Raw genomic sequence first — 24,051 nt, forward strand, 5'->3', positions numbered from 1 at the left:
CTACCGCTCCTCTCCCATTTTCACGGCTTGATGCACGCGCAGCCGCCGGATTTGCCACAGCAGCAGGCCGGCTCCGAGCAGCAGCATCACCAACACGACCACGTAGAGCTGCAGCGTATCCTGCGAGTCGAACACGATCCGAAACGGCGGAACCTGCGTGGTCACGTTATCGGCGGTTTGCAGGAACGGCAGGTACAGCCTGCCGGCGATTTTGCCGATGACGATGCCGAGCACGATCGATAAGCCCGCCGTCAATATTTGCTCGGTCAGCAGCATAAAGGTCAGCTGCTTGCGCGACAAGCCCATCGCCCGCAAAATCCCGAACTGAACGACCCGCCCGGATAAATTAAAGAACCAGTAAAGCACGTATCCGATCAGCGACACGATGACCGAAACGAGGAAACCAAGGCTCAAAATGCCGAACACCCCGCCGCGGGTCGGGTGCTTGCTCTGCGCCGCCAATTCGCTGCGCACATCGCTCACCTCATACAATTCGATGTTCTTTTCGGCCAGCTTTGGAATGAGCGGCGCCACCTTGGCGCCCGGCTTCATCTTCAGCCAAACCTCGTAAGGAATAAGCGGAACCTGATCATAGATATAATCGAGGTTGGCGATAACAAATGGTGTCTGGTCCGGATATTGGCTGGGCCAATACGGAATGATGCCGTACACGGCGAATTCCACCGGCTGATCATTAAGCGAAACCGTGAATACATCCCCCAGCTTCAGCTTGTATTTCTCGGCCAGATTGGACGGAACCAAAGCCGCGCTTTCGTTCATGCCCAGAAAATTCAAATAATTGTACGGATGCGTCGGGAACAAATCGTCCCGGAACCAGGCAACCTTGGCAAAATCGACATTGTCGATCCCCATCACGTTGCCCTGCCCGGCCGAGCGGCCGGAAATGATAATATTGCCTTTCGTTTGCAGGACACGCGCCGCATTTTCCACGCCATCCAGCTGGCGGAAAATTTCAAACGGCGGCTCCGACGCATAGATCACCTTGGTCGGTCTCTGGTTTTGTCCGCCGCCCGGGCCGCCTCCGCCCGGCGCTCCCGGATTCCCCGGTTGGCCGGAACCGCCGCCCTGCCCTTGGCCGCCTTGGCCCGATCCCTGCGATGGACGCTTAATTTCCGGCGTTCCATCCCATACCGTCTTCATGATTACATCCGCCCCGTATTTGTAGAGCGTCCGCTCCGTCGAGTTCAAATCGATCGTCCGGGCGGCGGATGCATTGTAAACGCCGAGCCCGAGCGTCAATACCAGCAAAATCATCAGCGGATAATAGGACAATGATGACCGCGACAGTTGGGTCAAACTTAAATAATAAGGCACGGGCAGCCATTTTTTGCCGAGCCAGCCGATCAGCTTGAGCAGCCACGGAAACACGCGCAAGAAGAACAAACCGATCGAAAAGATGGCCAGCGCCGGGACGAAAAACAGGAACGGCTGAACCTGCAGCTCATCCGTGGTCAACCCGGTTTGGAACGTCAGCATTTGGCGTTCCTGGAACATATAGTAGCCGTAGGCGGAAATCCCCATCAGCACGATGTCCAGGAACCAACGCTGCCAGAAGGGCGCCCGGTCGGAGCGCGCCTGCTTTTGCTTCGCTTTGACGATCGAGGCGCGGGCATAGGATACCGCTGGCAGCAGGGTCGCCAGAATCGCGATGACAACCGCCAAAGCCCCCAACACAAGCGCATCAAAATTAAAGCCGACCGGAATCGATTTGCGGTTGACGAACGTCAAAAACCCGTCGGCCGCTCCTATCGATTTGGACATGAACCAGCCGAGCAGCGGTCCCAGGATCAGCGCCACGACACCTAGAATCAAGCTCTCCAGCAAATAAATGAAAACGATTTGGTTAGTCGACGCTCCCCGGCTGCGCAGAACGGCGATGTCGCTTTGCTGCTTGTCGAGAGCTTGGCGGGCATTCATCACGATATAGTAGAACACCATGGCGATCATCGGCGCCGCCAGCGTAAACAGCAGCGTCTGCATCTGCAGGCTCTGCTTGCGGAAATCGTTCAGCAGGCTTCCAAAAGAGACATCGACTTTTGCATCCTTTAGCTTCTGGTACAGTTCGATGTTCAAACGATCCAGCGTACCTGCCAGCGGCGATAGCTGGCTCGTTTTAATCTCCCGAAGATCAAAGGCATAATACCAGCTCGAATTGTGAAGCGGTATCGACATGCGCTGAAGCAGATCTTCATTAAACACTTTGTCAGGGAGGTAGAAGCTGTTCATCATCCCCTCAAAACCCTGGTACCAATACGGATCGCTCTCGTTTTTGGGCTGAAACGCGCCGACGATTTTTACTTTAAGCGTAATGCCCGAACCGCCGCTTACAGGATACTCCATCACGTCGCCGACGTGCAGGTCCTGGCGGTACATCGCCTCCTCCAGCATCAGCGCCTCGATCGTATCTCCGCTGGCCTTTTCTGAAAACATTTTGCCTCCGGACAGCTCGATATGATCCTGGAGTCCGCTCATCGAGGAGAGCGTCATCGTTCGCGTCCGGCTCGCATCGACCTTGGTCGGGTCGACCGGGTATACCTCCGTGCTCCGGATCGAACGTGTATTGACATAGGTTTCATGAGGAAAACCGATTTCCTTCGGCACCTCGTTGACAATATATTCATCCACGGCCTTTAAGCCGCCGATGTCCGTCTTCGTTCCCCCCGGCGCCTGGTAGCCCATGATCAGGGAACCTGCGGGAAGTCCTTCGCTTTCGCTTTTTAACGTACTCGAAACGACCCGCTTCAGCGAACCGTCCGAATACATCGGTATGCTGACGGTAAACGAAACAGCAACGATAAGACCAAGCAGCGTACTGAACGTCAGCCATTTCGTGTTCCACATTTTGCGGAACAGTAAGCGCAATAAAGGTACACCCATTAACGACCCACTACTTTCTGCCCCGGCGTAAGACCTTTAACGATTTCAATATCGGTCGAAGTCTGCAGGCCAACTTCAACGTCGGCTTCGCGTTTGCTGCCGTCCTTTTCGACGACCTGCACATAGGTACGCGAACCAATCGTGCGCAGGGCGGAAATCGGAATAAGCACGGCGTTTTCCTTGCGCTCGGTGACGATGGAAACGCTGAGCGGTCTGCCCCGCTCGATGCCTTTAGGCCATTTGTCCAGCTGTACGATCACGTATTTGTCGATCGAGTCTTTTTCCGGCTGGTTGCCATTGTTGTTATCGCTATCCGAAGAATTGGCGTTGACCGGCATCACCTTGACCTTGCCGTTGTATACACCGGCAGCGTTAATATCGACTTTGGCGTCCATACCGACCGCGATTTTTTCCAGATCCTCCTTGGCAAAAGAAGCGGCCACGACCAGTGATGAAGTATCCGAAATCACCGCCAATGTTTTGTAAGCTTCAATGGTCTTGCCTTTTTCGGCCGAGACGGACACGATCGTGCCGGAAAACGGCGCTCGGAGCGTCCCGTCCGCGATCGTCTTCTCCAAATCCGCAAGGTCCTGCCGCGCTTCTTCAAAAACAATCGAAGCCTCCTCGAATTCAACCGGATCCTTCTCGTCTTTCGTGCGGAGAAGTTCCTTCATTTGTATTTCCTGCTTGCGGAATTCCAGTTTCTTCTTGCGCAGGTCCTTCTGCAGTTCCTCCACGTCCAGCTCGATCAGCGGATCTCCCTGCTTCACCTTATCCCCGGCTTTGACCAGCACATTTTTGATATGCAGATCGCCCTTCGTAAAGAACAGCGGCTCTTCTCGCTGGCTCATGATTTTCCCGACCGCGCTCACGTCAATCACGATCGGTCCCTTCCTCACTTCGTACTCCGGTTTTTTCGAAATGGTCGGCGGCGTAATGACGGGAATATCCTCTTCCTCGTCTTCGTTCGGAAGCAAGGCGCAGCCGGATGCGGCAACGAGCGATGCGCAAATCGCCAGCAAGCCCAGCGTCCGCGAAAGCTTTCTTCCTTTAGTTGATAAATCTTCCATCCACCATTTCGTAAACATGGTCGGCTACCTCCAAGATTGTAGGATCGTGTGTCGTCATGCAAATCGTCACTCGTTCCGTATGTATGATGTTTTTGAAAACGGTCATGACTTGCGCGCCCATTTGCGAATCCAAATTCGCCGTCGGCTCGTCCGCCAGCAGCAACTTGGGCCTATGGGCGATCGCTTTGGCGATGGCCACCCGCTGCTGCTCCCCGCCCGACATTTCGAACGGCCGGTGAAACATCCGTTTGCCGAGTCCGACCAGTTCCAGGCAGTGTGTAACGCGCGGTTTCCATTCCTGCGTCGGCACCCCGGCCATGCGCAAAGACAGCTCCACGTTCTCCCACGCGGAAAGCAGCGGCAGCAGCGCATAAGCCTGAAAGATAAAGCCGATTTGATCTCGCCGCAGCACCGTACGTTTGTCGTCACTTAACCGGTGTAGAGGCTGATCGCGGAAAAAAATCTCCCCCGACGTCGGCTGATCAAGCCCGCCCAACATGTTGAGCAGCGTCGTTTTCCCCGAGCCGGACCTCCCTTTGAGCATGACAAGCTGGCCGGGATGGACCTCCATGTTGATCCCTTTCAATACCTGAATTTCTCCACCGCCGACCGGAAAAGACCTGCGGACGTCTTTAACCATCAGCAGCGGCCCCTTCTCCATTTCTTGCGTAGGTGCATCGTTTATCCCTGAAACGGCCGCAGCCTCAAGCTTCTCCGGTTCGGACGTCCCCTCGGGAAGCTCCGGCAAGTCCCAGTTAACCTCCGGAATAGGCGTCTCCGCTTCCGGCTTAACTCCTATTTTTCCTCTCTTGCGAAGCCAAAGCTTCATCTTGTATCGTTCTCCCGTTTTTTCAATTTGCTGCTCCCCCTCTGACTCGCGAAATATCTTTGTCTAAGAATGCTTTACGTCTAGCATTATAAACGAAATATTATGCCAAAAAGTTACAACTTTTTTTACGATTTGATATTTTTTAGAGGCTTTGATTTCCATATTTTTTACACTGATCATATTCTATTAGTCTGTTAAAATAAAGGGGATTTCTACTAATTTAGGCAAGGAGTCCTACTTCATGAAAAAAGTATTATCCATGCTCCTGTTGGCATCCCTGATGTTGACCGCTCCCGGCGTCGATCAGCTGCCGGTGTCCGCCGAGAAACTGCCCTATGACGATATAAACGGCAGCTACGCCAAAGAGGCGATCGTGCGATTATATGAAAATAATACCATGAAAGGTACATCCCCAACCGAATTTTCTCCTGCACGGGCGATTACCCGCGCCGAATTTATGACCACGCTGACCCGCATCCTGCATCTGGAACCCGTGTCCTCGGCCCTCCCGGCTTATACCGACGTTGCTGCTTCTGCATGGTACTACGGAACGATTCAGGCCGCGACCGAACTCGGGCTTACGGAAGGGCTGGGGGGCGGCATCTTCAAGCCAAACCAACCAATTACCCGGCAGGAAGCCGCGGCCTGGCTCGTCAGAGCGCTGAAGCAAAAGACGGGGGCGGCGCCGGTTTCCGGCTATAAGGATGGCGCTAGCATCGCACTTTGGGCCCGCCCTTACATAAGCTCCGTTTCTCTACTTGGTCTGATGGAAGGCAGCGACGGGAAGTTTTATCCGAACCGGGCGATGACCCGCCAGGAAACCGCCGTCATTCTTGATCGATTGCTGCAGGGCGACATGTTTCCAAAAGCGATAGCCGCAACCGGAGAGCAGGCGATACAAATCGGCTGGCAATTCGGCCAATCAACCGAAGACTACCGGAGGTCCGTACAACAGTCCAGCGTCAACGTGCTTGCGCCGAGATGGTACTTTTTGGAGAACACCGGAAAAATATCCGATTCCACGGACCCTGCCCTTGTGACATGGGCCAAAAAAAGCGGAAAACAGGTTTGGGCCATGGTGGGCAACCGTTTTGATCAGGAAACGACGCATAAGCTGCTCTCCTCATCTTCCTTGTCTTCTGCCGCGATCCAGGACTTGAAATCGTATGTAAGCAAATACGGGCTGCAAGGCATCAATCTTGACTTTGAAAACGTGCAGGCGGCCGATAAGGCGCTTTTTACCGAGTTCGTCGCCAAACTGGCCAAGGAGCTGGACAGCGTCTCCGCCGTTTTGTCCGTGGATTTGCCGCCCGATTTGGGCAACGATTGGTCGGACGCTTACGATTACGCAAAGCTCGCCAAAAGCGCGGATTACATTGTGCTGATGGCTTATGACGAACATTGGAGCGGCTATACGGCCGGTTCGGTCGCTTCTTTGAATTGGGTGCAAAAACGGGTCGGCGAACTGCTGGCCAAAGTGCCGGCAGACCAAATAATTTTGGGGATGCCGCTCTATACCCGGGATTGGACCGTCAATGGCAACGGGGCAACCGTATCGTCGGAGGATTTGAGCATTCCTGAGCAAAACAGCCGGATTAAGCAATACGGGGCAAAAATCCAATGGAATGCAACGGCCGGCCAGTATACGGCCGAATACCGGAAATCCGGTCTGCTGCACCGAATCTGGCTGGAAGATTCCCGCTCGCTGGCGGAAAAATTCCGGATGGGCTTAAGTACGGGGATCGCCGGCTTCGCCTACTGGCATATCGGCGGCGAATCTCCGGAAGTTTGGACGAGCTTGAAAAATACGGAGAAGTACGAAGGGTATAGGTTCGAATAAGCCGTTCGGCCTATTCCCTTCAATAATAGGCTTTAATACGAGTATCTGGTTTGAGCCTTTAAAAAAGCGAAACTTTTGCCAAAATGCAAAAGTTTCGCTTTTTGCATCCTTCTAAGCCCCGAAGGAAGCCGGATCCTTACGCCACGACTGCAGCAGCTCCAAGTCTTCGGCTTTGATGTCGCCGCGCTTCACGGCAACGTCGATCAGCGCCGAATAGTTGGATAACGTCTGAAGCGGGATGCCCGCCTCGGCAAACGCGCTGACCGCTTTGTCCAGCTGGTAGCTGAAAATCGCCAGCACGGCGAGCGGTTCGGCCCCCGCCTCCCGGACGGCCAAGGCTGCCTTAAGCGAACTGCCCCCGGTAGAAATCAAATCTTCGATGACGACGACCTTTTGACCGGGTTTGATCAAACCTTCGATTTGATTTTCTTTGCCGTGGCCCTTGGCTTTGTCGCGGATATAGGCCATCGGCAGGCCCAGCTTCTGCGCCGCAAACGCGGCGTGGGGAATGCCCGCCGTCGCCGTTCCGGCAATGACCTCGGCTTCGGGATAAGCTTCGCGGATCAAAGCCGCAAACGACTCCGCGATCAGGTCGCGGATCGCCGGATAAGACATCGTCAAGCGGTTGTCGCAGTATATCGGCGATTTGATGCCCGAGGTCCACGTAAACGGCTGGTGCGGCCGAAGCGCCACCGCTCCGATTTCCAGCAAATTTTCGGCGATTTGGGCCGCTGTGTCAGTTGAGTTTGCCATGATTACATCATCTCCTCGATAATTTTCTCCGCCGCTTCGCGGGGACTGGCTGCCGCGCTGATCGGACGCCCGACGACGATGTAATCCGTCCCTTGGGACATCGCTTCGCCCGGCGTTAGGGTGCGGGATTGATCGTCCGCCTGGCTGCCGGCCGGCCGGATGCCCGGCGTTACGGTCAGAAACGCTTGTCCGCACCGCTCTTTCACCGCCGGCACTTCCAGCGGCGAAGCGACGACGCCGTCCAGGCCGGCTTCCCGGGCCAGCGCCGCATAATTCACCACGGACGCTTCCACACTTCCGGGAATGCCGATTTCACGGTTGAGCATATTCCGGTTTGTGCTCGTCAGCTGCGTCACCGCAATGATTTGCGGCATGGACAGAGTTATGCCGCTTTCCAAAGCGGCAAGCGCTCCTTCCTTGGCCGCTTTCATCATATTTACGCCGCCAGCGGCATGAACGTTAAACATATCCACACCGAGCTTGGTGACGCTGTTTGCACCGCCTTTAACGGTGTTCGGGATATCGTGCATTTTTACATCCAGAAACACCAAATAGCCCGCTTGCTTCAATTCCCGGATAAAATCCGGACCGGCCGCATAAAAAAGCTGCAGCCCTACCTTCATGTAGCAAGGAATGCCTTCCAACGTCTTCAGCAGCTTTCTCGCCCGCTCCGCATCGGGAAAATCGAGGGCGACAATCAGCCGGCCCGCCGCCTGTTCAAATGAACGCATTACCGCTTACCCTCCTGTCATGCCTGCGGCTCCGAAGCAAGTTGCTTCCGAGCCGCAGCATTTTTTTGTAATCGAATTATCCGTCCAAATGACCCCTCTTAATAGTTAGTGTTCAAAAAGGTCGGTTTTCAGCACCGAGAAGGTTGGATGAAGCCAGGGACTGAGTGGCGGAGCGTACGTTTTGGGTACGTGAGCAACGGAAGGCCCGGCTGAATTCAAGATTCGATGCCTTGGTTACTTCTTGATTCACTTCGTGATCAAAAGCGGACTTTTTGAACTTACCTCTTATAAAGAAGGCATCGCTTGGGAGGAGAAGTTGATCGCCTCCAGCATCTCGAGCAGCGCGCGCACCGTATCGAGCGAGGTCATGCAGACGACGCCGTTCTCCACCGCTTCCCGGCGGATGCGGAACCCGTCGCGTTCCGGTTCCTTGCCTTTTGTCAGCGTGTTGATGACGAAGTGCGCTTCCCCGTTCCGGATCAAATCCAGGATGTTCGGCACGCCTTCCGACAGCTTGTAGACGGTTGTCACATGGATGCCCGCGTCGATCAACGCGGAAGCCGTCCCGTCCGTGGCGATGATTTTGTAGCCCAGGCGATAGAAGCCGCGCAGCAGCTCGACCGCTTCCTGCTTATCTTTATCCGCCACGGTCGCGATGATCGCGCCGGTCGCAGGAATTTTCATTCCGGCCCCGATAAGGCCTTTATACAGCGCCTTGGCATACTGCGGATCGCGGCCCATGACTTCTCCGGTCGATTTCATTTCCGGACCGAGCGTCGGCTCGACCCGGCGCAGCTTGGCAAAGGAGAACACCGGCACTTTGACGGCAACCTGCTCGCTTTCCGGCCACAGGCCGTCCTTATAGCCAAGATCGCTCAGCTTCGTGCCGAGAATGCACTGCGTCGCCACGCCCGCCATCGGGATGTTCGTCACCTTGCTCAGGAACGGCACCGTCCGCGAAGAGCGCGGGTTAACCTCGATGACGTACACTTCATCCTTGTAGATAACGAATTGGATGTTGACGAGACCGATGGTTTTCAGCTCTCTGGCGATTTTGATCGTGATTTCGACGATTTTCTCCTTCAGTTCGGCGGACAAATGCTGCGGCGGGTACACCGCAATCGAGTCTCCGGAGTGCACGCCGGCGCGTTCGATATGCTCCATGATCCCCGGAATCAGCACGGTTTCCCCGTCGCAGATCGCGTCGACCTCCACCTCTTTGCCCAGCATGTAGCGGTCGATCAGCACCGGATGCTGCGGGTTGATGTTGACCGCTTCCTCCATGTATCTCAGCAGCTCGCTATCGGAGTAGACGATTTCCATCGCCCGGCCGCCCAGGACGTACGACGGACGCACCAGCACCGGATAACCGAGCGCTTGCGCGGTTCCCACCGCCTCCTCGACCGAGGTGACCGTGCTGCCTTTAGGTTGGGCGATATGCAGCCTGGAGAGCAGCGCTTCGAACTTTTTGCGATCCTCCGCCCCGTCGATCGATGCCAGGGAGGTGCCGAGGATGCGCACGCCGGCCGCCTCCAGCGGCGCCGCCAGGTTGATCGCCGTTTGGCCGCCGAACTGGACGATGACGCCAACCGGATTTTCCTGCTCGATGACGTTCATCACGTCCTCGAAGAACAGGGGCTCGAAATAAAGCCGGTCCGAGGTGTTGAAATCGGTGGACACCGTCTCCGGATTGTTGTTGATGATGACCGCTTCATAACCGGCCCTTTGAATCGCCCAAACCGCGTGCACCGTGGAGTAGTCGAACTCGATGCCCTGACCGATCCGGATCGGGCCGGAGCCGAGCACGACGATTTTTTCCTTCCCGGATTGGACGACTTCATTTTCCGTTTCATAGGTCGAGTAATAGTATGGCGTGGAAGCTTCAAACTCCGCCGCGCACGTATCGACCATTTTATATACCGGCCGCAGGCCACGCTCCTTGCGGAAGCTTCTGACCTCGGCTTCGGTCAAATGCGTGCCCAGCGGCTGCCCCGCCGCGCGCAGCTCGGCGATCGCCCGGTCGGTAAAGCCGAGCCGCTTGGCTTCGTACAAGGTTTCATAGGACAAAATTTCTTCGCCGGCGATCCGCTTCTCGAACTCGACCAAACGTTCGATTTTGTCCAGGAACCACCAGTCGATGCCCGTCAGGTCGTGGATCTGCTGGAGCTTGTAGCCGCGGCGGAACGCTTCGGCGATCAGGAACAGGCGCTCGTCGTCGGCTTTGATCAAGCGGGCGTCCAATGTCCCGTTGTCGATCTTTTCCGCCCCTTTCAAGTACAGGCGGTGTGTGCCGATCTCCAGCGAGCGGACCGCTTTGTGAATCGACTCTTCAAACGTCCGTCCGATCGCCATCACTTCGCCGGTCGCTTTCATCTGCGTGCCCAGCTTGCGGTTGGCGCTGACGAATTTGTCGAACGGCCAGCGCGGGATTTTGCTGACGATGTAGTCGAGCGTCGGTTCAAAACAAGCGTACGTCTGGCCCGTAACCGGGTTGACGATTTCGTCGAGCGTATAGCCGAGGGCGATTTTCGCCGCCATTTTGGCGATCGGGTAGCCCGTCGCTTTGGAGGCGAGCGCCGAAGAACGGCTCACCCGCGGGTTTACTTCGATAACGTAGTACTGGAAGCTTTGCGGATCGAGCGCGAACTGGACGTTGCAGCCGCCTTCGATGTTCAACGCGCGGATGATTTTCAGCGACGCCGAACGCAGCATTTGATACTCGCGGTCGGAAAGCGTCTGGCTCGGAGCTACGACGATGCTGTCCCCGGTATGTACGCCCACCGGGTCAAAGTTCTCCATGTTGCAGACGACGATGCAGTTGTCATTTGCGTCCCGCATGACTTCGTATTCGATTTCCTTCATGCCGGCGATCGATTTTTCGATCAGGCATTGGCCGATCGGGCTGTAGCGGATCCCCGAAGCGACCGTTTCCTTAAGCTCCTCCTCCGTGGCGCAGATGCCGCCGCCGGTGCCGCCCAGCGTATAGGCCGGACGCACGATGACCGGATAGCCGATCTCCGCGGCAAAGGACAGCGCCTCATCGACCGAGGTGATGATCGTGCTTTCCGGCACCGGCTGCTCCAGCTCGCGCATCAGCTCGCGGAACAGGTCGCGGTCCTCCGCCTTTTCGATCGAGGTCAGCTGCGTGCCGAGCAGCTTGACGTTTTCGCGCTCCAGCACGCCGGCGCGGGCCAATTCGACGGCCATGTTCAGGCCGGTTTGGCCGCCCAGCGTCGGCAGCAGGCCGTCCGGGCGCTCCTGGCGGATGATTTGCGTCACGAACTCAAGCGTGATCGGTTCGATGTATACTTTGTCGGCCATGTTGGTGTCCGTCATGATCGTCGCCGGGTTGCTGTTGATCAGCACCACCTCGACGCCTTCTTCCTTCAGCGCCTGGCAGGCCTGCGTTCCGGCATAGTCAAACTCCGCAGCCTGGCCGATGACGATCGGGCCGGAACCGATGACGAGTATCTTCTTGAGGTCTTTGTTGATCGGCATGGATTACAGTTCTCCTTTCGCAGCGGCCATGAGTTCGGCCTGACGGGGCTTTTGCGGATGCAGGCGCTTATGCTCCCGGATCATTTCGATGAAGCGGTCGAACAGGTAGCTGTTGTCGTAAGGTCCGGGAGCCGCCTCCGGATGGTACTGCACCGAAAAAGCCGGATATTTTTTATGCTTCAAGCCTTCGATCGTTTTGTCGTTATTGTTGATATGCGTTACTTCCAGGTCCGTTCCGTTCAGGGACGATTCCGTTACCGTGTACCCGTGGTTCTGGGACGTGATGTAGCAGCGCCCCGATTCCAGCTCTTTGACCGGATGGTTGCCGCCGCGGTGGCCGAATTTCAGTTTCTCCGTATCGGCTCCGCATGCCAAAGCGAACAGTTGGTGGCCCAGGCAGATGCCGAAAATCGGATATTCGCCGAGCAGTTCGGAGATCATTTCCGCCGCGTAAGGCACGTCTTTCGGGTCCCCGGGGCCGTTGGACAGCTGAATCCCGTCGGGATGCAGGCGGCGGATTTCCTCCGCGGTCGTGTTATGCGGCACGATGACCACATCGCAATCCCGTCTGTTGAGTTCGCGTAAAATACCGCTTTTGGCGCCGAAGTCCACAAGCACGATGCGCTCTTTCGAGCCCGGGCTGCTGTAGACGTGCTTCGTCGAGGTTTGGGCCACCTGATTGCGCAGTTCCTCGATGCTGGTGGCGAGCATCATTTCCTTCAGTTCTTCAACCGATTTCGAGGAGGTGGTCAGGATCCCCCGCATCGTCCCCTGATGGCGGATGATGCGCGTCAGCATGCGGGTATCGATATCGGCAATGCCGGGAATCCCGTATTCCTTAAGCAAATCGCCCAGGTTGTACTGCGCCCGCCAGTTGCTGGGCGTTGGCTCGTACCGGCGCACCACGAACCCGTGGATCGATGGGACGATCGATTCGAAATCATCCCGCGAGATGCCGTAGTTTCCGATCAGCGGATAGGTCATGGTGACGATTTGTCCGCAGTAGGACGGGTCGGACAAAACCTCCTGATATCCCGTTATTCCCGTATTAAAAACGACCTCGCCCGTTTTTTCGCCTTCTGCCCCGAATGAGGTTCCGGTAAACAACGTGCCGTCTTCCAACAACAATCTTGCTTGCATCCTGCAGCACTCCTTTAGAAGTTCTATATTCATCAAAGCCCATGATTGGGCTTATGCCTCAGACCTATACCTCGGACCTGCCTTGGCCTTATGCCTCAAGCCTATGCCTCAGACCAAACCAGGTTTCCGCCCACGATCGTCGCCACCGGCCAGCCCTTCAGCTTCCACCCGGCAAACGGCGTGTTGCGCCCTTTCGAGGCGAAGGCCGCCGGATCGACGGTCCGCTCCTCCTCCAAATCGACGATCGTCAGATCGGCGGGAGCGCCGGGAGTGAGGCGTCCGGCCTTTAGCCCGAACACTTGCGCCGGACCTGCAGTCATGCGCTGCACCAGCATCCCCAAAGTCCAGCGGCCTTCGGCCACAAATTTGGTGTACAGCAGCGGGAACGCCGTTTCGAAACCGACGATGCCAAACGGCGCAAGCTGCAGGCCCTTGGCCTTTTCTTCCTCGCTGTGCGGCGCGTGATCGGTGACGATGATGTCGATCGTTCCGTCCTCCAATGCCGCGATACAAGCCTCCACGTCCCGGCGGGAGCGCAGCGGCGGATTCATTTTCCAGTTGGCGTCCAGCCCGGGGATATCTTCTTCCGCCAGGATCAGATGATGCGGGCATACCTCGGCGGTCACGTTGATGCCGATCTCTTTGGCCTGCCGGATCAAGCGGATCGACTGCTCCGTGCTGACGTGGCAGACGTGGTAGTGAACGCCCGTCGCTTCCGCAAGCAAAATATCGCGCCCGACATGGATCGCCTCCGACTCGTTCGGGATGCCTTTCAAGCCGTGCCGTCTGGCGAAATCCCCCTCGGCGACCGGCGCTCCTTCCACCAGCGAGTTGTCCTCGCAGTGGGCGATGACCGGCATAGCCAGCGACGCCGCCAGTTTCATCGCGTCCTTCATCATCTGCGCGCTCTGCACGCCTACGCCGTCGTCGGTGAAGCCGATTGCGCCGGCTTCCTTCAGCGCGGCAAAGTCGGTCAACTCGCGGCCAAGCTCGCCTTTCGTGATCGCCGCGTACGGCAGCACATTGACGAGCCCCGCTTCGTCCGCTTTTTGTTTTACGTATTTTACCGTGTCGGGATTATCGGTTACCGGTCTCGTGTTCGGCATGCAGGCGATCGTGGTGAAGCCGCCTTTGGCCGCCGAGCGGGAGCCCGTTTCGATCGTTTCTTTATGCTCAAAGCCCGGTTCGCGCAAATGCACGTGCATGTCGATAAAACCCGGGGTTACCAGCTTGCCGCCGGCGTCGATTATCCGCGTATCCGGCTCGGCCGCTGCGGCCTCCCCGGCCCCGTTAACCGAAATACTTTCGATGATTCCGTTATGGACGGTGATTCGGGATAATTGCAGTTCCCCGTCGCTATTAAGGATATTGGCATTTATGATAATAAGTCGCATGGAATGTTCATCCTCCGCTCTTTCGTACGATTTTGGAATAAGACGGCGGGTTACGGCGCTATATTTCCCTGCACGGCCCTACCGTAGGGCCCGTTCCAGGACGGCCATGCGGATCGGCACGCCGTTTTGCATCTGCTTAAAGATGCGCGACTGCGGGTGCTCCACAAGCGCGTCGTCGATTTCCACGCCCCGGTTTACCGGAGCCGGGTGCATGATCAGCGCGTGCGGCGGCAGTTTGGCCGCTCTCTCTTCCGTTAAACCATAATGGAGACGATACTCGGCCGCCGATTTCAAGATGCCGTCCGTATGGCGCTCCAGTTGAACCCGGAGCATCATCACGACGTCGGCGCCAAGCGCTTCTTCCATCGATACGTAAGAAGCGTATGCTTCAAGCTCCTGGGCCTGCATGTTTTCCGGCGCGCACAGCTTCACTTTCGCGCCGAATTTTTGCAGGGCCCACAGGTTGGAGCGGGCAACCCGGCTATGTTTGATGTCGCCGATGATCGCCACCTTGAGCCCCTTCAATTCCCCGAAATGGGCCTTCATCGTATAAAGATCGAGCAGCGCTTGCGTCGGGTGCTCGTTGTTGCCGTCGCCGGCATTGACGAGCGGAACGCCGATTTTTTCCGCAATTCCTTCAAGCATGCCGATCGGCTTAAGCCGGATGACGCCGGCGTCGATGCCCATCGATTCCAGCGTGCGGACGGTGTCGTAAATCGACTCGCCTTTTTCTACGCTCGAGACCGCCGCCGCGAAGTTAAGCACCTGCGCGCCCAGCCTTTTCTCCGCCATTTCGAAGGAAAATCGGGTCCGCGTGCTGTTTTCAAAAAACATATTGGCTACGAAACGGTCCTGCAAGACCGGGATCACTTTCTCTGCTTTGGCGTCCCAGTGGGCCGCCCGATCCAAAATGGAGGAAATCTCCGACGCGCTCAGGTTTTTGAGTCCCAGCAAGCTGCGTTCTTTCACTGCCGCCATCGTCAGCGCCATGTCAGTTCCCCTCCCGGTTGTGGAGGATGCGGACAAGATCGCTTCCGTCATGTTCTTGAAGCAGCACTTCGATTTCTTCCGTGCGCGAGGTCGGCACGTTTTTCCCGATATAATCGGCCCGGATCGGCAGCTCCCGATGGCCCCGATCGGCGAGAACCGCCAGTTGGATCGATTCCGGCCGCCCGCAGTCCATGATCGCGTCCATCGCGGCCCGGATCGTGCGGCCCGTATACAGAACATCGTCGAACAAAATGACTTTTTTGCCTTGAATCGATACCGGGAACGTGGCTTGCTTGGCTCCCCGCACCGTTTCGGTGTTGTCGTCCCGGTAGGACGTTACGTCAAGCTCTCCCCACGGAATCGCCGATCCTTCGATGCTTTCCAGCCGCTCGGCCAGCCGTTTGGCGAGATACACTCCGCGCGTTTTGATGCCGGCCAGCACCAAACCTTCGATCCCTTTGTTTCGCTCCAAAATCTCATGCGCAATTCTGGTAAGCGCCCTCCGAATCGCCTGCTCATCCATAATGATATGACTTTCGATGCTCACAGCCTTGACCTCCTTGGGACAATTGATGGTCACCCGTGTTCGTTCCGTGATCGGCGCATAAAAAAACTCCTTGCCTGATCCAGGCAAGGAGTCTCCAGCCACAGTTAAACTATGACTGTCACGGGGGTTTGGGCATGCCAGAGCGCATGAAAATAAGCGCAGTTCTGCCCTGCTTCCCCATTCACGTTACCTTGCCAGCCTCACGGGACTGAATTAAAGGTGCTATTGGTTTACATGAATTATGACAGAACGAGGTCAGCCTGTCAAGACGCTCTGCCCATAAAACCGTTCACACCTTGCTCACGACGGAACCACCCGAATCCTCCGTTTTGCGGAAGCGCGGCTGCATATCGTTGTTAATAATTATACATTTACATTTATATTTATTCAACCGGATTTTTGGAGCGGAATATCGCTGGGGCATTGCTGAGACCTTATAACTCAACTTTCGCAGCAAAATATCGGCAGATTGCGGCCGCGGCCTGATCGTGGCGCTTGAAAAGATGGGGGGAGTTTGATGCAGATTAACTTAATGGGTCCTTGATCTCCTGTCTTGATCTCTTGTCCGATCTGTTTCACCCCCTCTAAACCTGATTTCTTCTCCTAAGCCCGTCTAAATTATCTCAAACCTATCTGCTGCTCCACCAAATATTTTTTTCTCCCGAGCTTCTCTTTCTCTTTGCTACCTGATCAAGCGGGATAATCGTGCAAAGCCTCCGGACAGTAAGTGTTGATCTGCCTCCCCTTCCCCCACTTCCCTATCCTCAAGCTTTCGGGCACCCTTCCGTGTTTCTTGCCGACGATCGGTTATCGACTTGACTGTTCCCGCGAAAGTTGAGTTATAACTCAACTTTCCCAGCATGAAATGGCAAATAAACGTTTGAAATTTTACAAATTCTAGTATATTAAAAAAGGCCGGCCAAGAACATTTCTTGGCCAGCCCATGCAACACATGCAATTAAAAAATAAACTTCAAATCGCCCAAGCGGCGTTTGATTTCCGAAATCACACGCCGCTCTTCCTCCTCGCCGTCGGCAATAAACGTCACGGAGAAACGGATGTAGTGACCGGCGTCGTCCCAAGGCACGGTCGAAATCAATTTCTCGCGGATCAAAAATTGCGAGAAGTCTTCCGCCGTCGCAAACGTCGGACCGCCTTCCACACCCTTCGGCGCCTGTACGTATAGGAAAAAGGATCCCTGCGGCTTCTTCGCATTGAAGCCCAGCTCATTCAGCGCGTTCACCAACAGCTCGTGGCGGCGCGAATACTTCGCGGCGATTTTCTCGGTGATTTCCGGATGCGCCAAACCGTAGGCTGCCGCTTTTTGAATGGCGATAAACTGCCCGGAATCGTTGTTGTCCTTCACGTCGCTGAACGCTTTGACGACCAGCGGATTGCCGGCGACAAACCCGATTCTCCAACCCGTCATGTTGTACGACTTGGACAAGGAGTGCAGTTCCACACCTACGTCCTTAGCGCCAGGCACGGACAGGAAGCTGAGCGGCTTAAGTCCGTCATAAGTCAAGGCTGCGTACGGAGCGTCATGCACGACGACCACATGATATTTCTTCGCCCATTCCACCACTTTGGCGAAAAATTCCGGCGTTGCGCTCGCTCCGGTCGGGTTGTTCGGGTAGTTCAAATACAACAGCTTCGCCTTGCGGGCGACCCCTTCCGGAATCGCATCCAGGTCCGGCAGGAAGTGGTTTTCTTCGGTCAAAGGCACCGTATACACTTCGCCGCCCAAATATTTGGTATGCGTACCGATGATCGGATAGCCCGGGACCGTCATAATCGTAATATCCCCCGGGTTGATAAAGCAGGAAGGCAGCATCGCGATCGCCGGCTTGGAGCCGATCGAATGCACAACCTCCGTAACTGGATCGATGCTTTCCACGCCGAACACATCGCCTAAATATTTCGCCGCAGCTTCCTTGAATTCCGCAATCCCGTTGTCCGCATAGCCGCGGTTTTCCCGTTTGGCCGCTTCTTCCGCAAGCTTGGCCACGATGCCGGGATCGGCCATATCGTCGGGTTCGCCGACGCCCATGTCGATTAGCTCAATGTCGGGAAAATCTTTTTTGGCCGCCGCTTTGGCGCGTTTAATTTTCTCGAATTTATAAATAGCGGTATCTTTACCGTAATTCGCTCCGCCGATCCGGTCCGCAAATATCTGCTGAATGTAGGTTTCTTGTCCATTCGCCGTACTCATTTACCGTCCATCCCCTTCATATTCGTTAAAAAATCTACCTTTTAAATATGAGGGAAGACGGCGGAATAGAGAATGGATTAATTACCCGATCGTTTGTACTTTTTGATCAAGCTGTCTCCTGGAGACGAACATTTCCCGGGAATTAATCAACGGTTTCGCAGCGACAAAAGCACATCCTCCATGTCGGCCGGAATCGGCGCGCTGAACTCCAAATACCGGCCGTCGGCCGGGTGGTCAAAGCCCAAAACGGCTGCATGCAGCGCTTGTCCGTTCATTTTGACGCCTTTGCTGCGTCCGTACAGCGGGTCTCCCACTAGCGGATGCCCGATGAACTTCATGTGCACGCGGATTTGATGGGTGCGTCCGGTTTCCAGCTTAAGTTCCAGCAGAGTGTAATCGCCAAAACGCTCCACCACCTGAAAATGCGTGACTGCCGATTTGCTGTTCCGGTCGATCACCGTATACATTTTGCGGTCGTGCGGGTCGCGGCCGATCGGCGCGTCCACCGTCCCCTGGTCATGGCTGACATTGCCGTGTACGAGGGCGTAATACTTACGGGTGACCGAGTGGGCTTTGAGCTGCGCCGCCAAAGAGGCGTGGGCTTTATCGTTTTTTGCCGCCATCATGAGCCCCGATGTGTCTTTGTCAATGCGGTGCACGATCCCGGGACGCAGTTCCCCGTTGATGCCGGACAAATCCTTGCAGTGAAAAAGCAGCGCATTGACGAGCGTCCCGGAAGCATGACCCGGCGCCGGATGCACGACCATGCCGCGCGCTTTGTTGACGACGATCACATCGCTGTCTTCGTAGTAAATATCGAGCGGAATGTCCTCGGGAGCGATTTCCACCGCTTCCGGCTCGGGGATCGTCAGCACGACGCGGTCGCCCTCCGCCAGCTTATGGTTCGTTTTGACCGGGGTTCCGTTGACGACCAGATTCCCCGCTTCGATCCACAGCTGAATTTGACTTCGCGAAACCTCCTCGTCGAGCTGTCCTTTAACGTATTTGTCAATCCGTTCCTTGGCGGCCGCGGAATCGATCGTCCACTCGAGCGTGCCGTCCTCGGATTCTTCATAAAGCTTGTCTAAACTCATACCTTCTCCTCTTGCTCATGGTTGGCCCTGGACGTCTGTTTTTCCCGGCGCATCTCCAGCAGCGAATCCAAAATGATCAGCGCAACGCCGATCACGATACAGGAATCCGCAACATTAAAGATCGGAAACGTGTAGGAGCCGAAATTAAACTGCAAAAAGTCGACGACCTCGCCGCTGACAACCCGGTCCAGAAAGTTCCCGACCGCTCCGCCAAGCACCAGAGACAGCGCCGTGGGCAACAGCTTGTTCCGCTGTTTTTTTATTTTCAATAAATACCAAATGATCCCGACCACGACGACGGCCGTCACCGTGACAAAAAACCAGCGCTGATCCTGCAATATGCTAAAAGCCGCGCCGCGGTTGCGGTGTGAGGTAATCAGAAAAAAGTTGCCGATGACGGGGATTTGCTCTCCTATCGTTAGACCGGTTGCAATCAAATATTTGGTGCCCTGGTCAATCAGAAAAACAATCAATGCAATCAGAAAGTATACCACGCGGTAAGTCACCTCGTTTTTTCATTTCCAGCGGTTCTACACCGGCAGGATTATCCACATGTAAGCCTTGTATATTGTAGCACAGCCGGAATTGGCCCGTCCATGCGCGAAAGGATTTTCCTTAGGTAATTCGCCTTACTTCTGCGCAAAATACCGCTATAAGAGGTTGTTCTCGCACTAAATGAGACCGTTCAAAAAACGGTTCCAGGATCAGGAAAGAAAGGAGCAACGCCCATGTCGTATCTAACGAAAACCCAACTGTCCGAACTTTCCGCCAAACTGAAAGAAGCGCAAGCCTCGCTCAGCGAAAGGCTTCAAGAAAACGACCATTACGGAATGAATGAATCAATGCGGTACAATACCAATGAACTTAGCCCGATCGACAACCATCCCGGAGACCTGGGCTCTGAAGTGTTCGAACGGGGCAAGGACCTCGCCCTGGCCGAACACCATGAACTGCAGCTCGCCCGGGTCGAAGATGCGCTTCGGCGCATCGAAGACGAAAGCTACGGCTATTGCGCCACCTGCGGGAAGCCGATCGGCTACGATCGTCTCAGCGCGATTCCGGAAACGGCGTACTGCAAGGAGCATAGCCCGCAAACCTTCGTTTCGGCCAAGCGCCCGATTGAAGAGATTTTCTTGTCTCCGCCTTTCGGACGAACCAGTCTGGATGAACGGGACGATCAAAACGGTTTTGACGGAGAAGACGCCTGGCAGATCGTGGAGAGCTTCGGCACCTCCAACACCCCAGCGTTCGCCGATGAATCGGAAGTCGACGATTACAATGACATGGAAATTGAAGCCTCGAACGAGCTTGACGGGTTCGTGGAGCCTTACGAATCTTTTGTCGCCACCGACATTTACGGAAAAAACGTTTGTTTTTACCGCAACGGCGTATACCGTAAACATATGAGTGCCACCAAACATCTGGAAAGCGAAGATTCGCTGGGAACCGGACCTAATACGTATTAAGCTCAAGCTGCCTTTGCACGATCCGCACAATGTCCGCGATATAATCGCCGATGATCGGCAGATTCAGCTTGCCCAGAACTTGAAGCACGTAAATAATCGTTGCGGCGAAGAAAGTAAAACCGATCGCAATGCCGACGCCCCTCGCCGTACCGGACAACAGATTCAGCCAAATCAGGCGCCAGGGACGGTTTAAAAGCTGGGTATATTCGGTGATCCGCGATTTTTCCAGCTCTCTGGTCCAGTTCTGGGTCAGGCGGTATACAGCATTTATCCGCTCTTCCGGGGTCTTGGGAAACTCTTCGGCCGGCGGCTCGGCTGCCGTTTTGCGACGCATCATCGTTACCCCATCCTTTGAACTCGCATTTAAATTACAAACGAGCCCGTCTCCCTTTCGCTGCAAAAGGAAAGACTATCTGGGCTCGTTTGTTTTAGGTTGCTTCTATTATGACCGTCCTTGGCGCGGTCCATGCAGTTTTCGTTTTCGTAGATTACGCTTGAATGGAGATTAGAATCGTCTTGGTTCCGAGGTCGGCCTTCTCCGCCGATTCGTCCAGCTTGGCGAAGGCGACGTCCGTGATCAGCACGTTTTCGCGCAGCACGTTCTCAAACGCCGTAATCGCCGCTTTCAGTTCGTCATCGACGTCAAGCGAAAGATGCACTCTTTTTTCGATCGGAAGATCCAGCTTCTTGCGCGTATCCTGAACCGCGCGCACCACCTCGCGAACCCAGCCTTCCTGCTCAAGCTCCGGCGTGATGTCCGTATTCAGCGCCACGGTGATCCCGTAACCGGAAGCGGACGCAAAACCCGGCTTGGCCTGCTTTTCGATCAGCAGTTCGTCCGCGGTAACGGTCAATTCCTCGCCCTCCGGCGAAGTCACGGTAAACCGGCCGCTGTCCACGATCGCCCGCGTCTCGTCCGCAGACAATCCTTTCAGGCAGCCCTGGAGGAAGCCAACGTTTTTGCCGTACTTCTTGCCGGCTACCTTCAGGTTCAGCTTCAGCGTGAAATCGACGAACCCGCTGTCGCTCGTTTCGATTTCGATCGCCTTGACGTTGATCTCGTCCTTGATGATTTCTTCGTAGTCCGCCACGGCAAAGTCGCGGTCCATGGACACAATCAGACCGGACAACGGCTGGCGCGTTTTGATGCCCGTCTCGTTGCGCACGTTGCGGGCCAGTTCGACGATTTGCCGCGCGCTTTCCATGTCCTTCTCCAGCGCGAGGTTGATCAGGTTTTCATCCGCCTCTGGGAAGTCGGCCAGATGAACGCTGTCCCCGCCCCCGAGGTTCGTGAAAATGTCTTCGGCCAGCATCGGGGCAAACGGCGCGATCAGCTTAGACAACGTCAGGAGCACACCGGTAAGCGTTTGGTAAGCCGACAGTTTGTCTTCGCTGAGGCCGCTACCCCAGAAACGGTCGCGCGAACGGCGGATATACCAGTTGCTCAGCTCGTCGATAAACCCTTCAATCGCCTGCGCGGCGTTCACGAAATCGTTCACCGGAAGGGCTTTGTCGACGACGAGGATCAGACTGTTCAGCCGCGATAAAATCCAGCGGTCCAGCTTGTTCGTCGATGGCCGCAGCGGATGCTCCTCCGGCTTGTAGCCGTCGATGCCCGCGTATAGCGTCAGGAAGGCATGGGTGTTGACGAGCGTATCGACCACCTTCGATTTCGCTTCGGCGACGATGCCTTTGGAGAAGCGTTTGCTGTTCCAAGGCGCGCTGTCGGACAGCAGCGCCCAGCGGAACGCGTCGGTGCCGAATTCATTAATGATGTCCCACGGGTCGATGACATTGCCTTTCGACTTGGACATCTTTTGCCCGTTTTCGTCCAGCACGTGGCCGGTGGCGATCACCGCTTTATACGGCGCTTTGCCCGTAAACAGCGTAGACACGGCCAGCAGGCTGTAAAACCAGCCGCGCGTCTGGTCGATCCCTTCGCAAATCATGTCCGCCGGGAACTGCTCGGCAAAGGTTTGTTCGTTTTCGAACGGGTAATGGTGCTGGGCAAACGGCATCGAGCCGCTGTCGAACCAGACGTCGATCACTTCGCTCGTCCGCTCCATGACTCCGCCCTCGCAGTGCGGGCAGCGTACCTTGACTTCGTCCACGTACGGCTTGTGCAGCTCCAGGTCTTCGCTGACGTGTCCCACTGCATGTTCGCGCAGCTCGGCCAGGCTGTGCGGCGCAAACTGCCCGCCGCAGTCCGGGCAAACCCAAACGTTAAGCGGAGTGCCCCAATACCGGTTGCGGCTGATGTTCCAATCGACGAGGTCCTCGAGAAATTTCCCGAACCGGCCTTCGCGTACATGGCCCGGAAACCACTCGACCGAATTGTTGTTGGCGATCAGCTGGTCTTTCACGGCCGTCGTTTCGATAAACCAGCTCTCCATCGCGTAATAGAGCAGCGGCGATTTGCAGCGCCAGCAGAACGGATAGCTGTGCTCGTATTTTTCTTTGCTGTACAGGAGCCCTTTTTCCGACAGCGTTTTGACGATATCAAGGTCGCAATCCTTTACGAAACGGCCGGCAAAATCGCTGACGGCGTCCGTGTAGCGGCCTTGACCGTTAACGACGCTGACGAAGCTGATGCCGTTCTCGCGGCATGTGCGGTAGTCGTCTTCGCCGTGCGCCGGAGCCATGTGCACGATCCCCGTACCGCTGGCATCGGTTACGAACGAAGCGCCGACGATCACGTTGATTTTATCGGCTTTGATGTAGCTGAACGGCGGCGTGTACGTTTTGCCGATGAATTCCGCGCCTTTGTGCGTCGACAGTACGGTGAAGTCGCCTTTCATTACTTTTTCCACGAGGTTTTTGGCCACGATATAAACGCCGTCTTCCTGCTGCACCCGGGCGTATTCCATATCCGGGTTCATCGACAGGGCGACGTGGGCCGGCAGCGTCCAAGGCGTAGTCGTCCAGGCCAGCACATATTCGCCGGTGTCGTCCAGCTTGAATTTAGCCGTGGCGCTCAGGTCCTTGACGTCCTCGTAGCCTTGGGCCACTTCGTGCGAACTCAGCGACGTCTGGCAGCAAGGGCAATACGGGCTGACGCGGTGCCCCTTGTACAGCAGCCCTTTGTCGTGGATCGTCGCGAGGATGTTCCAGACGCTTTCGATGTAGCTGTTGTTCAGGGTGACGTACGGATCGTCGAGGTCGACCCAGTAGGCGATCGCTTCGGTAAACTCGCGCCACTGCTTTTCATAGCCGAATACGCTGTCCTTACATTTTTTGATGAATGCTTCGATACCGTATTTTTCGATTTCCTGTTTGCCGGAAATGCCCAGCTCCTTCTCCACGCCGAGTTCGACCGGCAGGCCGTGCGTATCCCAGCCCGCCTTGCGGACGACGCGGTAGCCTTTCATCGTCTGGTAGCGGCCGACGAAATCCTTGATTACGCGCCCGAGTACGTGCCCGATATGGGGCATGCCGTTGGCGGTCGGCGGTCCTTCAAAAAATACATAGTTGGGGCGTCCCGCGCGGTTTTCGATGCTGCGCTTGAACGTATTCTCCCGTTTCCATTTGTCCAGAATGCGCAGATCGCGCGCACGGGCGTTTTCCTTGACATCCACTTTTTTCATACTTC

General features: G+C 55.8%; 17 protein-coding genes. 2 read left to right on the forward strand and 15 right to left on the reverse strand.

Annotated elements, in window-relative coordinates:
- From NYE69_RS24195 to NYE69_RS24205, 3 genes are read right to left on the reverse strand one after another with little or no spacing between them, the layout of a single operon-like run.
- The gene (locus NYE69_RS24195) at positions 1-2,898 is read right to left on the reverse strand and encodes an ABC transporter permease (protein ID WP_340928210.1); all 2,898 of its coding nucleotides are present in this window, start codon (positions 2,896-2,898) and stop codon (positions 1-3) included.
- Positions 2,898-3,986, reverse strand: a complete 1,089-nt coding sequence (locus NYE69_RS24200; RefSeq protein WP_340928212.1) for an efflux RND transporter periplasmic adaptor subunit — start codon at positions 3,984-3,986, stop codon at positions 2,898-2,900. The genes NYE69_RS24195 and NYE69_RS24200 overlap by 1 nt, the downstream gene beginning before the upstream one ends.
- Positions 3,949-4,797 (reverse strand): ABC transporter ATP-binding protein, encoded by an 849-nt coding sequence (locus NYE69_RS24205; RefSeq protein WP_340928213.1) that lies wholly within the window; start codon positions 4,795-4,797, stop codon positions 3,949-3,951. The genes NYE69_RS24200 and NYE69_RS24205 overlap by 38 nt, the downstream gene beginning before the upstream one ends.
- 241 nt (positions 4,798-5,038) lie before the next feature.
- On the opposite strand from NYE69_RS24205, the gene NYE69_RS24210 reads away from it, so the two are divergent.
- Positions 5,039-6,637, forward strand: coding sequence for an S-layer homology domain-containing protein (locus tag NYE69_RS24210; protein WP_340928217.1), 1,599 nt, complete (start codon positions 5,039-5,041; stop codon positions 6,635-6,637).
- 111 nt (positions 6,638-6,748) lie between these two features.
- Here the strand turns inward: NYE69_RS24210 and pyrE are convergent, their stop codons facing one another.
- The 10 genes from pyrE to lspA form a co-directional block, all read right to left on the reverse strand.
- Positions 6,749-7,390: an orotate phosphoribosyltransferase gene (gene pyrE, locus NYE69_RS24215; protein WP_340928219.1), complete on the reverse strand. Its 642-nt coding sequence runs from the start codon at positions 7,388-7,390 to the stop codon at positions 6,749-6,751.
- 2 nt (positions 7,391-7,392) lie between these two features.
- Positions 7,393-8,121 (reverse strand): orotidine-5'-phosphate decarboxylase, encoded by a 729-nt coding sequence (gene pyrF, locus NYE69_RS24220; RefSeq protein ID WP_340928221.1) that lies wholly within the window; start codon positions 8,119-8,121, stop codon positions 7,393-7,395.
- A 285-nt stretch (positions 8,122-8,406) separates the two neighbouring features.
- On the reverse strand, positions 8,407-11,619 hold the full coding sequence (carB, locus tag NYE69_RS24225; RefSeq protein ID WP_340928223.1) for a carbamoyl-phosphate synthase large subunit: 3,213 nt from the start codon (positions 11,617-11,619) through the stop codon (positions 8,407-8,409).
- A gap of 3 nt (positions 11,620-11,622) precedes the next feature.
- Positions 11,623-12,759 carry a glutamine-hydrolyzing carbamoyl-phosphate synthase small subunit gene (carA, locus tag NYE69_RS24230; protein WP_036621443.1) on the reverse strand — a complete coding sequence of 379 codons (1,137 nt, stop codon included), beginning with the start codon at positions 12,757-12,759 and terminating at the stop codon, positions 11,623-11,625.
- A gap of 101 nt (positions 12,760-12,860) precedes the next feature.
- Positions 12,861-14,153, reverse strand: coding sequence for a dihydroorotase (locus NYE69_RS24235; protein WP_328272365.1), 1,293 nt, complete (start codon positions 14,151-14,153; stop codon positions 12,861-12,863).
- A gap of 78 nt (positions 14,154-14,231) precedes the next feature.
- Complete coding sequence (locus NYE69_RS24240) at positions 14,232-15,143, reverse strand: aspartate carbamoyltransferase catalytic subunit (protein ID WP_328272364.1); 912 nt, start codon at positions 15,141-15,143, stop codon at positions 14,232-14,234.
- Position 15,144: 1 nt separating this feature from the next.
- Positions 15,145-15,690 (reverse strand): bifunctional pyr operon transcriptional regulator/uracil phosphoribosyltransferase PyrR, encoded by a 546-nt coding sequence (pyrR, locus tag NYE69_RS24245; RefSeq protein WP_036621436.1) that lies wholly within the window; start codon positions 15,688-15,690, stop codon positions 15,145-15,147.
- Positions 15,691-16,648: 958 nt separating this feature from the next.
- Complete coding sequence (locus NYE69_RS24250) at positions 16,649-17,902, reverse strand: LL-diaminopimelate aminotransferase (RefSeq protein ID WP_340928226.1); 1,254 nt, start codon at positions 17,900-17,902, stop codon at positions 16,649-16,651.
- Positions 17,903-18,048: 146 nt separating this feature from the next.
- Positions 18,049-18,996: an RluA family pseudouridine synthase gene (locus NYE69_RS24255; protein ID WP_340928227.1), complete on the reverse strand. Its 948-nt coding sequence runs from the start codon at positions 18,994-18,996 to the stop codon at positions 18,049-18,051.
- Positions 18,993-19,490 carry a signal peptidase II gene (gene lspA / locus NYE69_RS24260; protein ID WP_340928229.1) on the reverse strand — a complete coding sequence of 166 codons (498 nt, stop codon included), beginning with the start codon at positions 19,488-19,490 and terminating at the stop codon, positions 18,993-18,995. Before lspA ends, NYE69_RS24255 begins: the two co-directional genes overlap by 4 nt.
- A 234-nt stretch (positions 19,491-19,724) precedes the next feature.
- Between lspA and NYE69_RS24265 the strand changes: the two genes are divergently transcribed.
- Positions 19,725-20,462: a TraR/DksA C4-type zinc finger protein gene (locus NYE69_RS24265; protein WP_328272702.1), complete on the forward strand. Its 738-nt coding sequence runs from the start codon at positions 19,725-19,727 to the stop codon at positions 20,460-20,462.
- On the opposite strand, the gene NYE69_RS24270 is transcribed toward NYE69_RS24265, so the two are convergent.
- Together NYE69_RS24270 and ileS are read right to left on the reverse strand one after the other, a co-directional pair.
- Positions 20,449-20,799: a DUF5665 domain-containing protein gene (locus NYE69_RS24270; protein ID WP_213510294.1), complete on the reverse strand. Its 351-nt coding sequence runs from the start codon at positions 20,797-20,799 to the stop codon at positions 20,449-20,451. The two genes, NYE69_RS24265 and NYE69_RS24270, sit on opposite strands and share 14 nt — an antisense overlap.
- 151 nt (positions 20,800-20,950) lie before the next feature.
- Complete coding sequence (gene ileS / locus NYE69_RS24275) at positions 20,951-24,046, reverse strand: isoleucine--tRNA ligase (protein ID WP_340928233.1); 3,096 nt, start codon at positions 24,044-24,046, stop codon at positions 20,951-20,953.
- Positions 24,047-24,051 lie beyond the last annotated feature (5 nt).

The sequence above is a fragment of the Paenibacillus sp. FSL R5-0527 genome (assembly GCF_038008055.1).
GTDB lineage: Bacteria > Bacillota > Bacilli > Paenibacillales > Paenibacillaceae > Fontibacillus > Fontibacillus macerans.

What these genes read in the sequence shown, in the direction of transcription:
- NYE69_RS24255 (WP_340928227.1), bottom strand. Translation starts at nt 18,996, where the DNA reads ATGAGTTTAGACAAGCTTTATGAAGAATCCGAGGACGGCACGCTCGAG.
- NYE69_RS24205 (WP_340928213.1), bottom strand. Translation starts at nt 4,797, where the DNA reads ATGAAGCTTTGGCTTCGCAAGAGAGGAAAAATAGGAGTTAAGCCGGAA.
- NYE69_RS24270 (WP_213510294.1), bottom strand. Translation starts at nt 20,799, where the DNA reads ATGATGCGTCGCAAAACGGCAGCCGAGCCGCCGGCCGAAGAGTTTCCC.
- pyrF (WP_340928221.1), bottom strand. Translation starts at nt 8,121, where the DNA reads ATGCGTTCATTTGAACAGGCGGCGGGCCGGCTGATTGTCGCCCTCGAT.
- ileS (WP_340928233.1), bottom strand. Translation starts at nt 24,046, where the DNA reads ATGAAAAAAGTGGATGTCAAGGAAAACGCCCGTGCGCGCGATCTGCGC.
- NYE69_RS24265 (WP_328272702.1), top strand. Translation starts at nt 19,725, where the DNA reads ATGTCGTATCTAACGAAAACCCAACTGTCCGAACTTTCCGCCAAACTG.
- carB (WP_340928223.1), bottom strand. Translation starts at nt 11,619, where the DNA reads ATGCCGATCAACAAAGACCTCAAGAAGATACTCGTCATCGGTTCCGGC.
- pyrE (WP_340928219.1), bottom strand. Translation starts at nt 7,390, where the DNA reads ATGGCAAACTCAACTGACACAGCGGCCCAAATCGCCGAAAATTTGCTG.
- NYE69_RS24240 (WP_328272364.1), bottom strand. Translation starts at nt 15,143, where the DNA reads ATGGCGCTGACGATGGCGGCAGTGAAAGAACGCAGCTTGCTGGGACTC.
- NYE69_RS24250 (WP_340928226.1), bottom strand. Translation starts at nt 17,902, where the DNA reads ATGAGTACGGCGAATGGACAAGAAACCTACATTCAGCAGATATTTGCG.
- NYE69_RS24210 (WP_340928217.1), top strand. Translation starts at nt 5,039, where the DNA reads ATGAAAAAAGTATTATCCATGCTCCTGTTGGCATCCCTGATGTTGACC.
- NYE69_RS24195 (WP_340928210.1), bottom strand. Translation starts at nt 2,898, where the DNA reads ATGGGTGTACCTTTATTGCGCTTACTGTTCCGCAAAATGTGGAACACG.
- NYE69_RS24200 (WP_340928212.1), bottom strand. Translation starts at nt 3,986, where the DNA reads ATGTTTACGAAATGGTGGATGGAAGATTTATCAACTAAAGGAAGAAAG.
- NYE69_RS24235 (WP_328272365.1), bottom strand. Translation starts at nt 14,153, where the DNA reads ATGCGACTTATTATCATAAATGCCAATATCCTTAATAGCGACGGGGAA.
- carA (WP_036621443.1), bottom strand. Translation starts at nt 12,759, where the DNA reads ATGCAAGCAAGATTGTTGTTGGAAGACGGCACGTTGTTTACCGGAACC.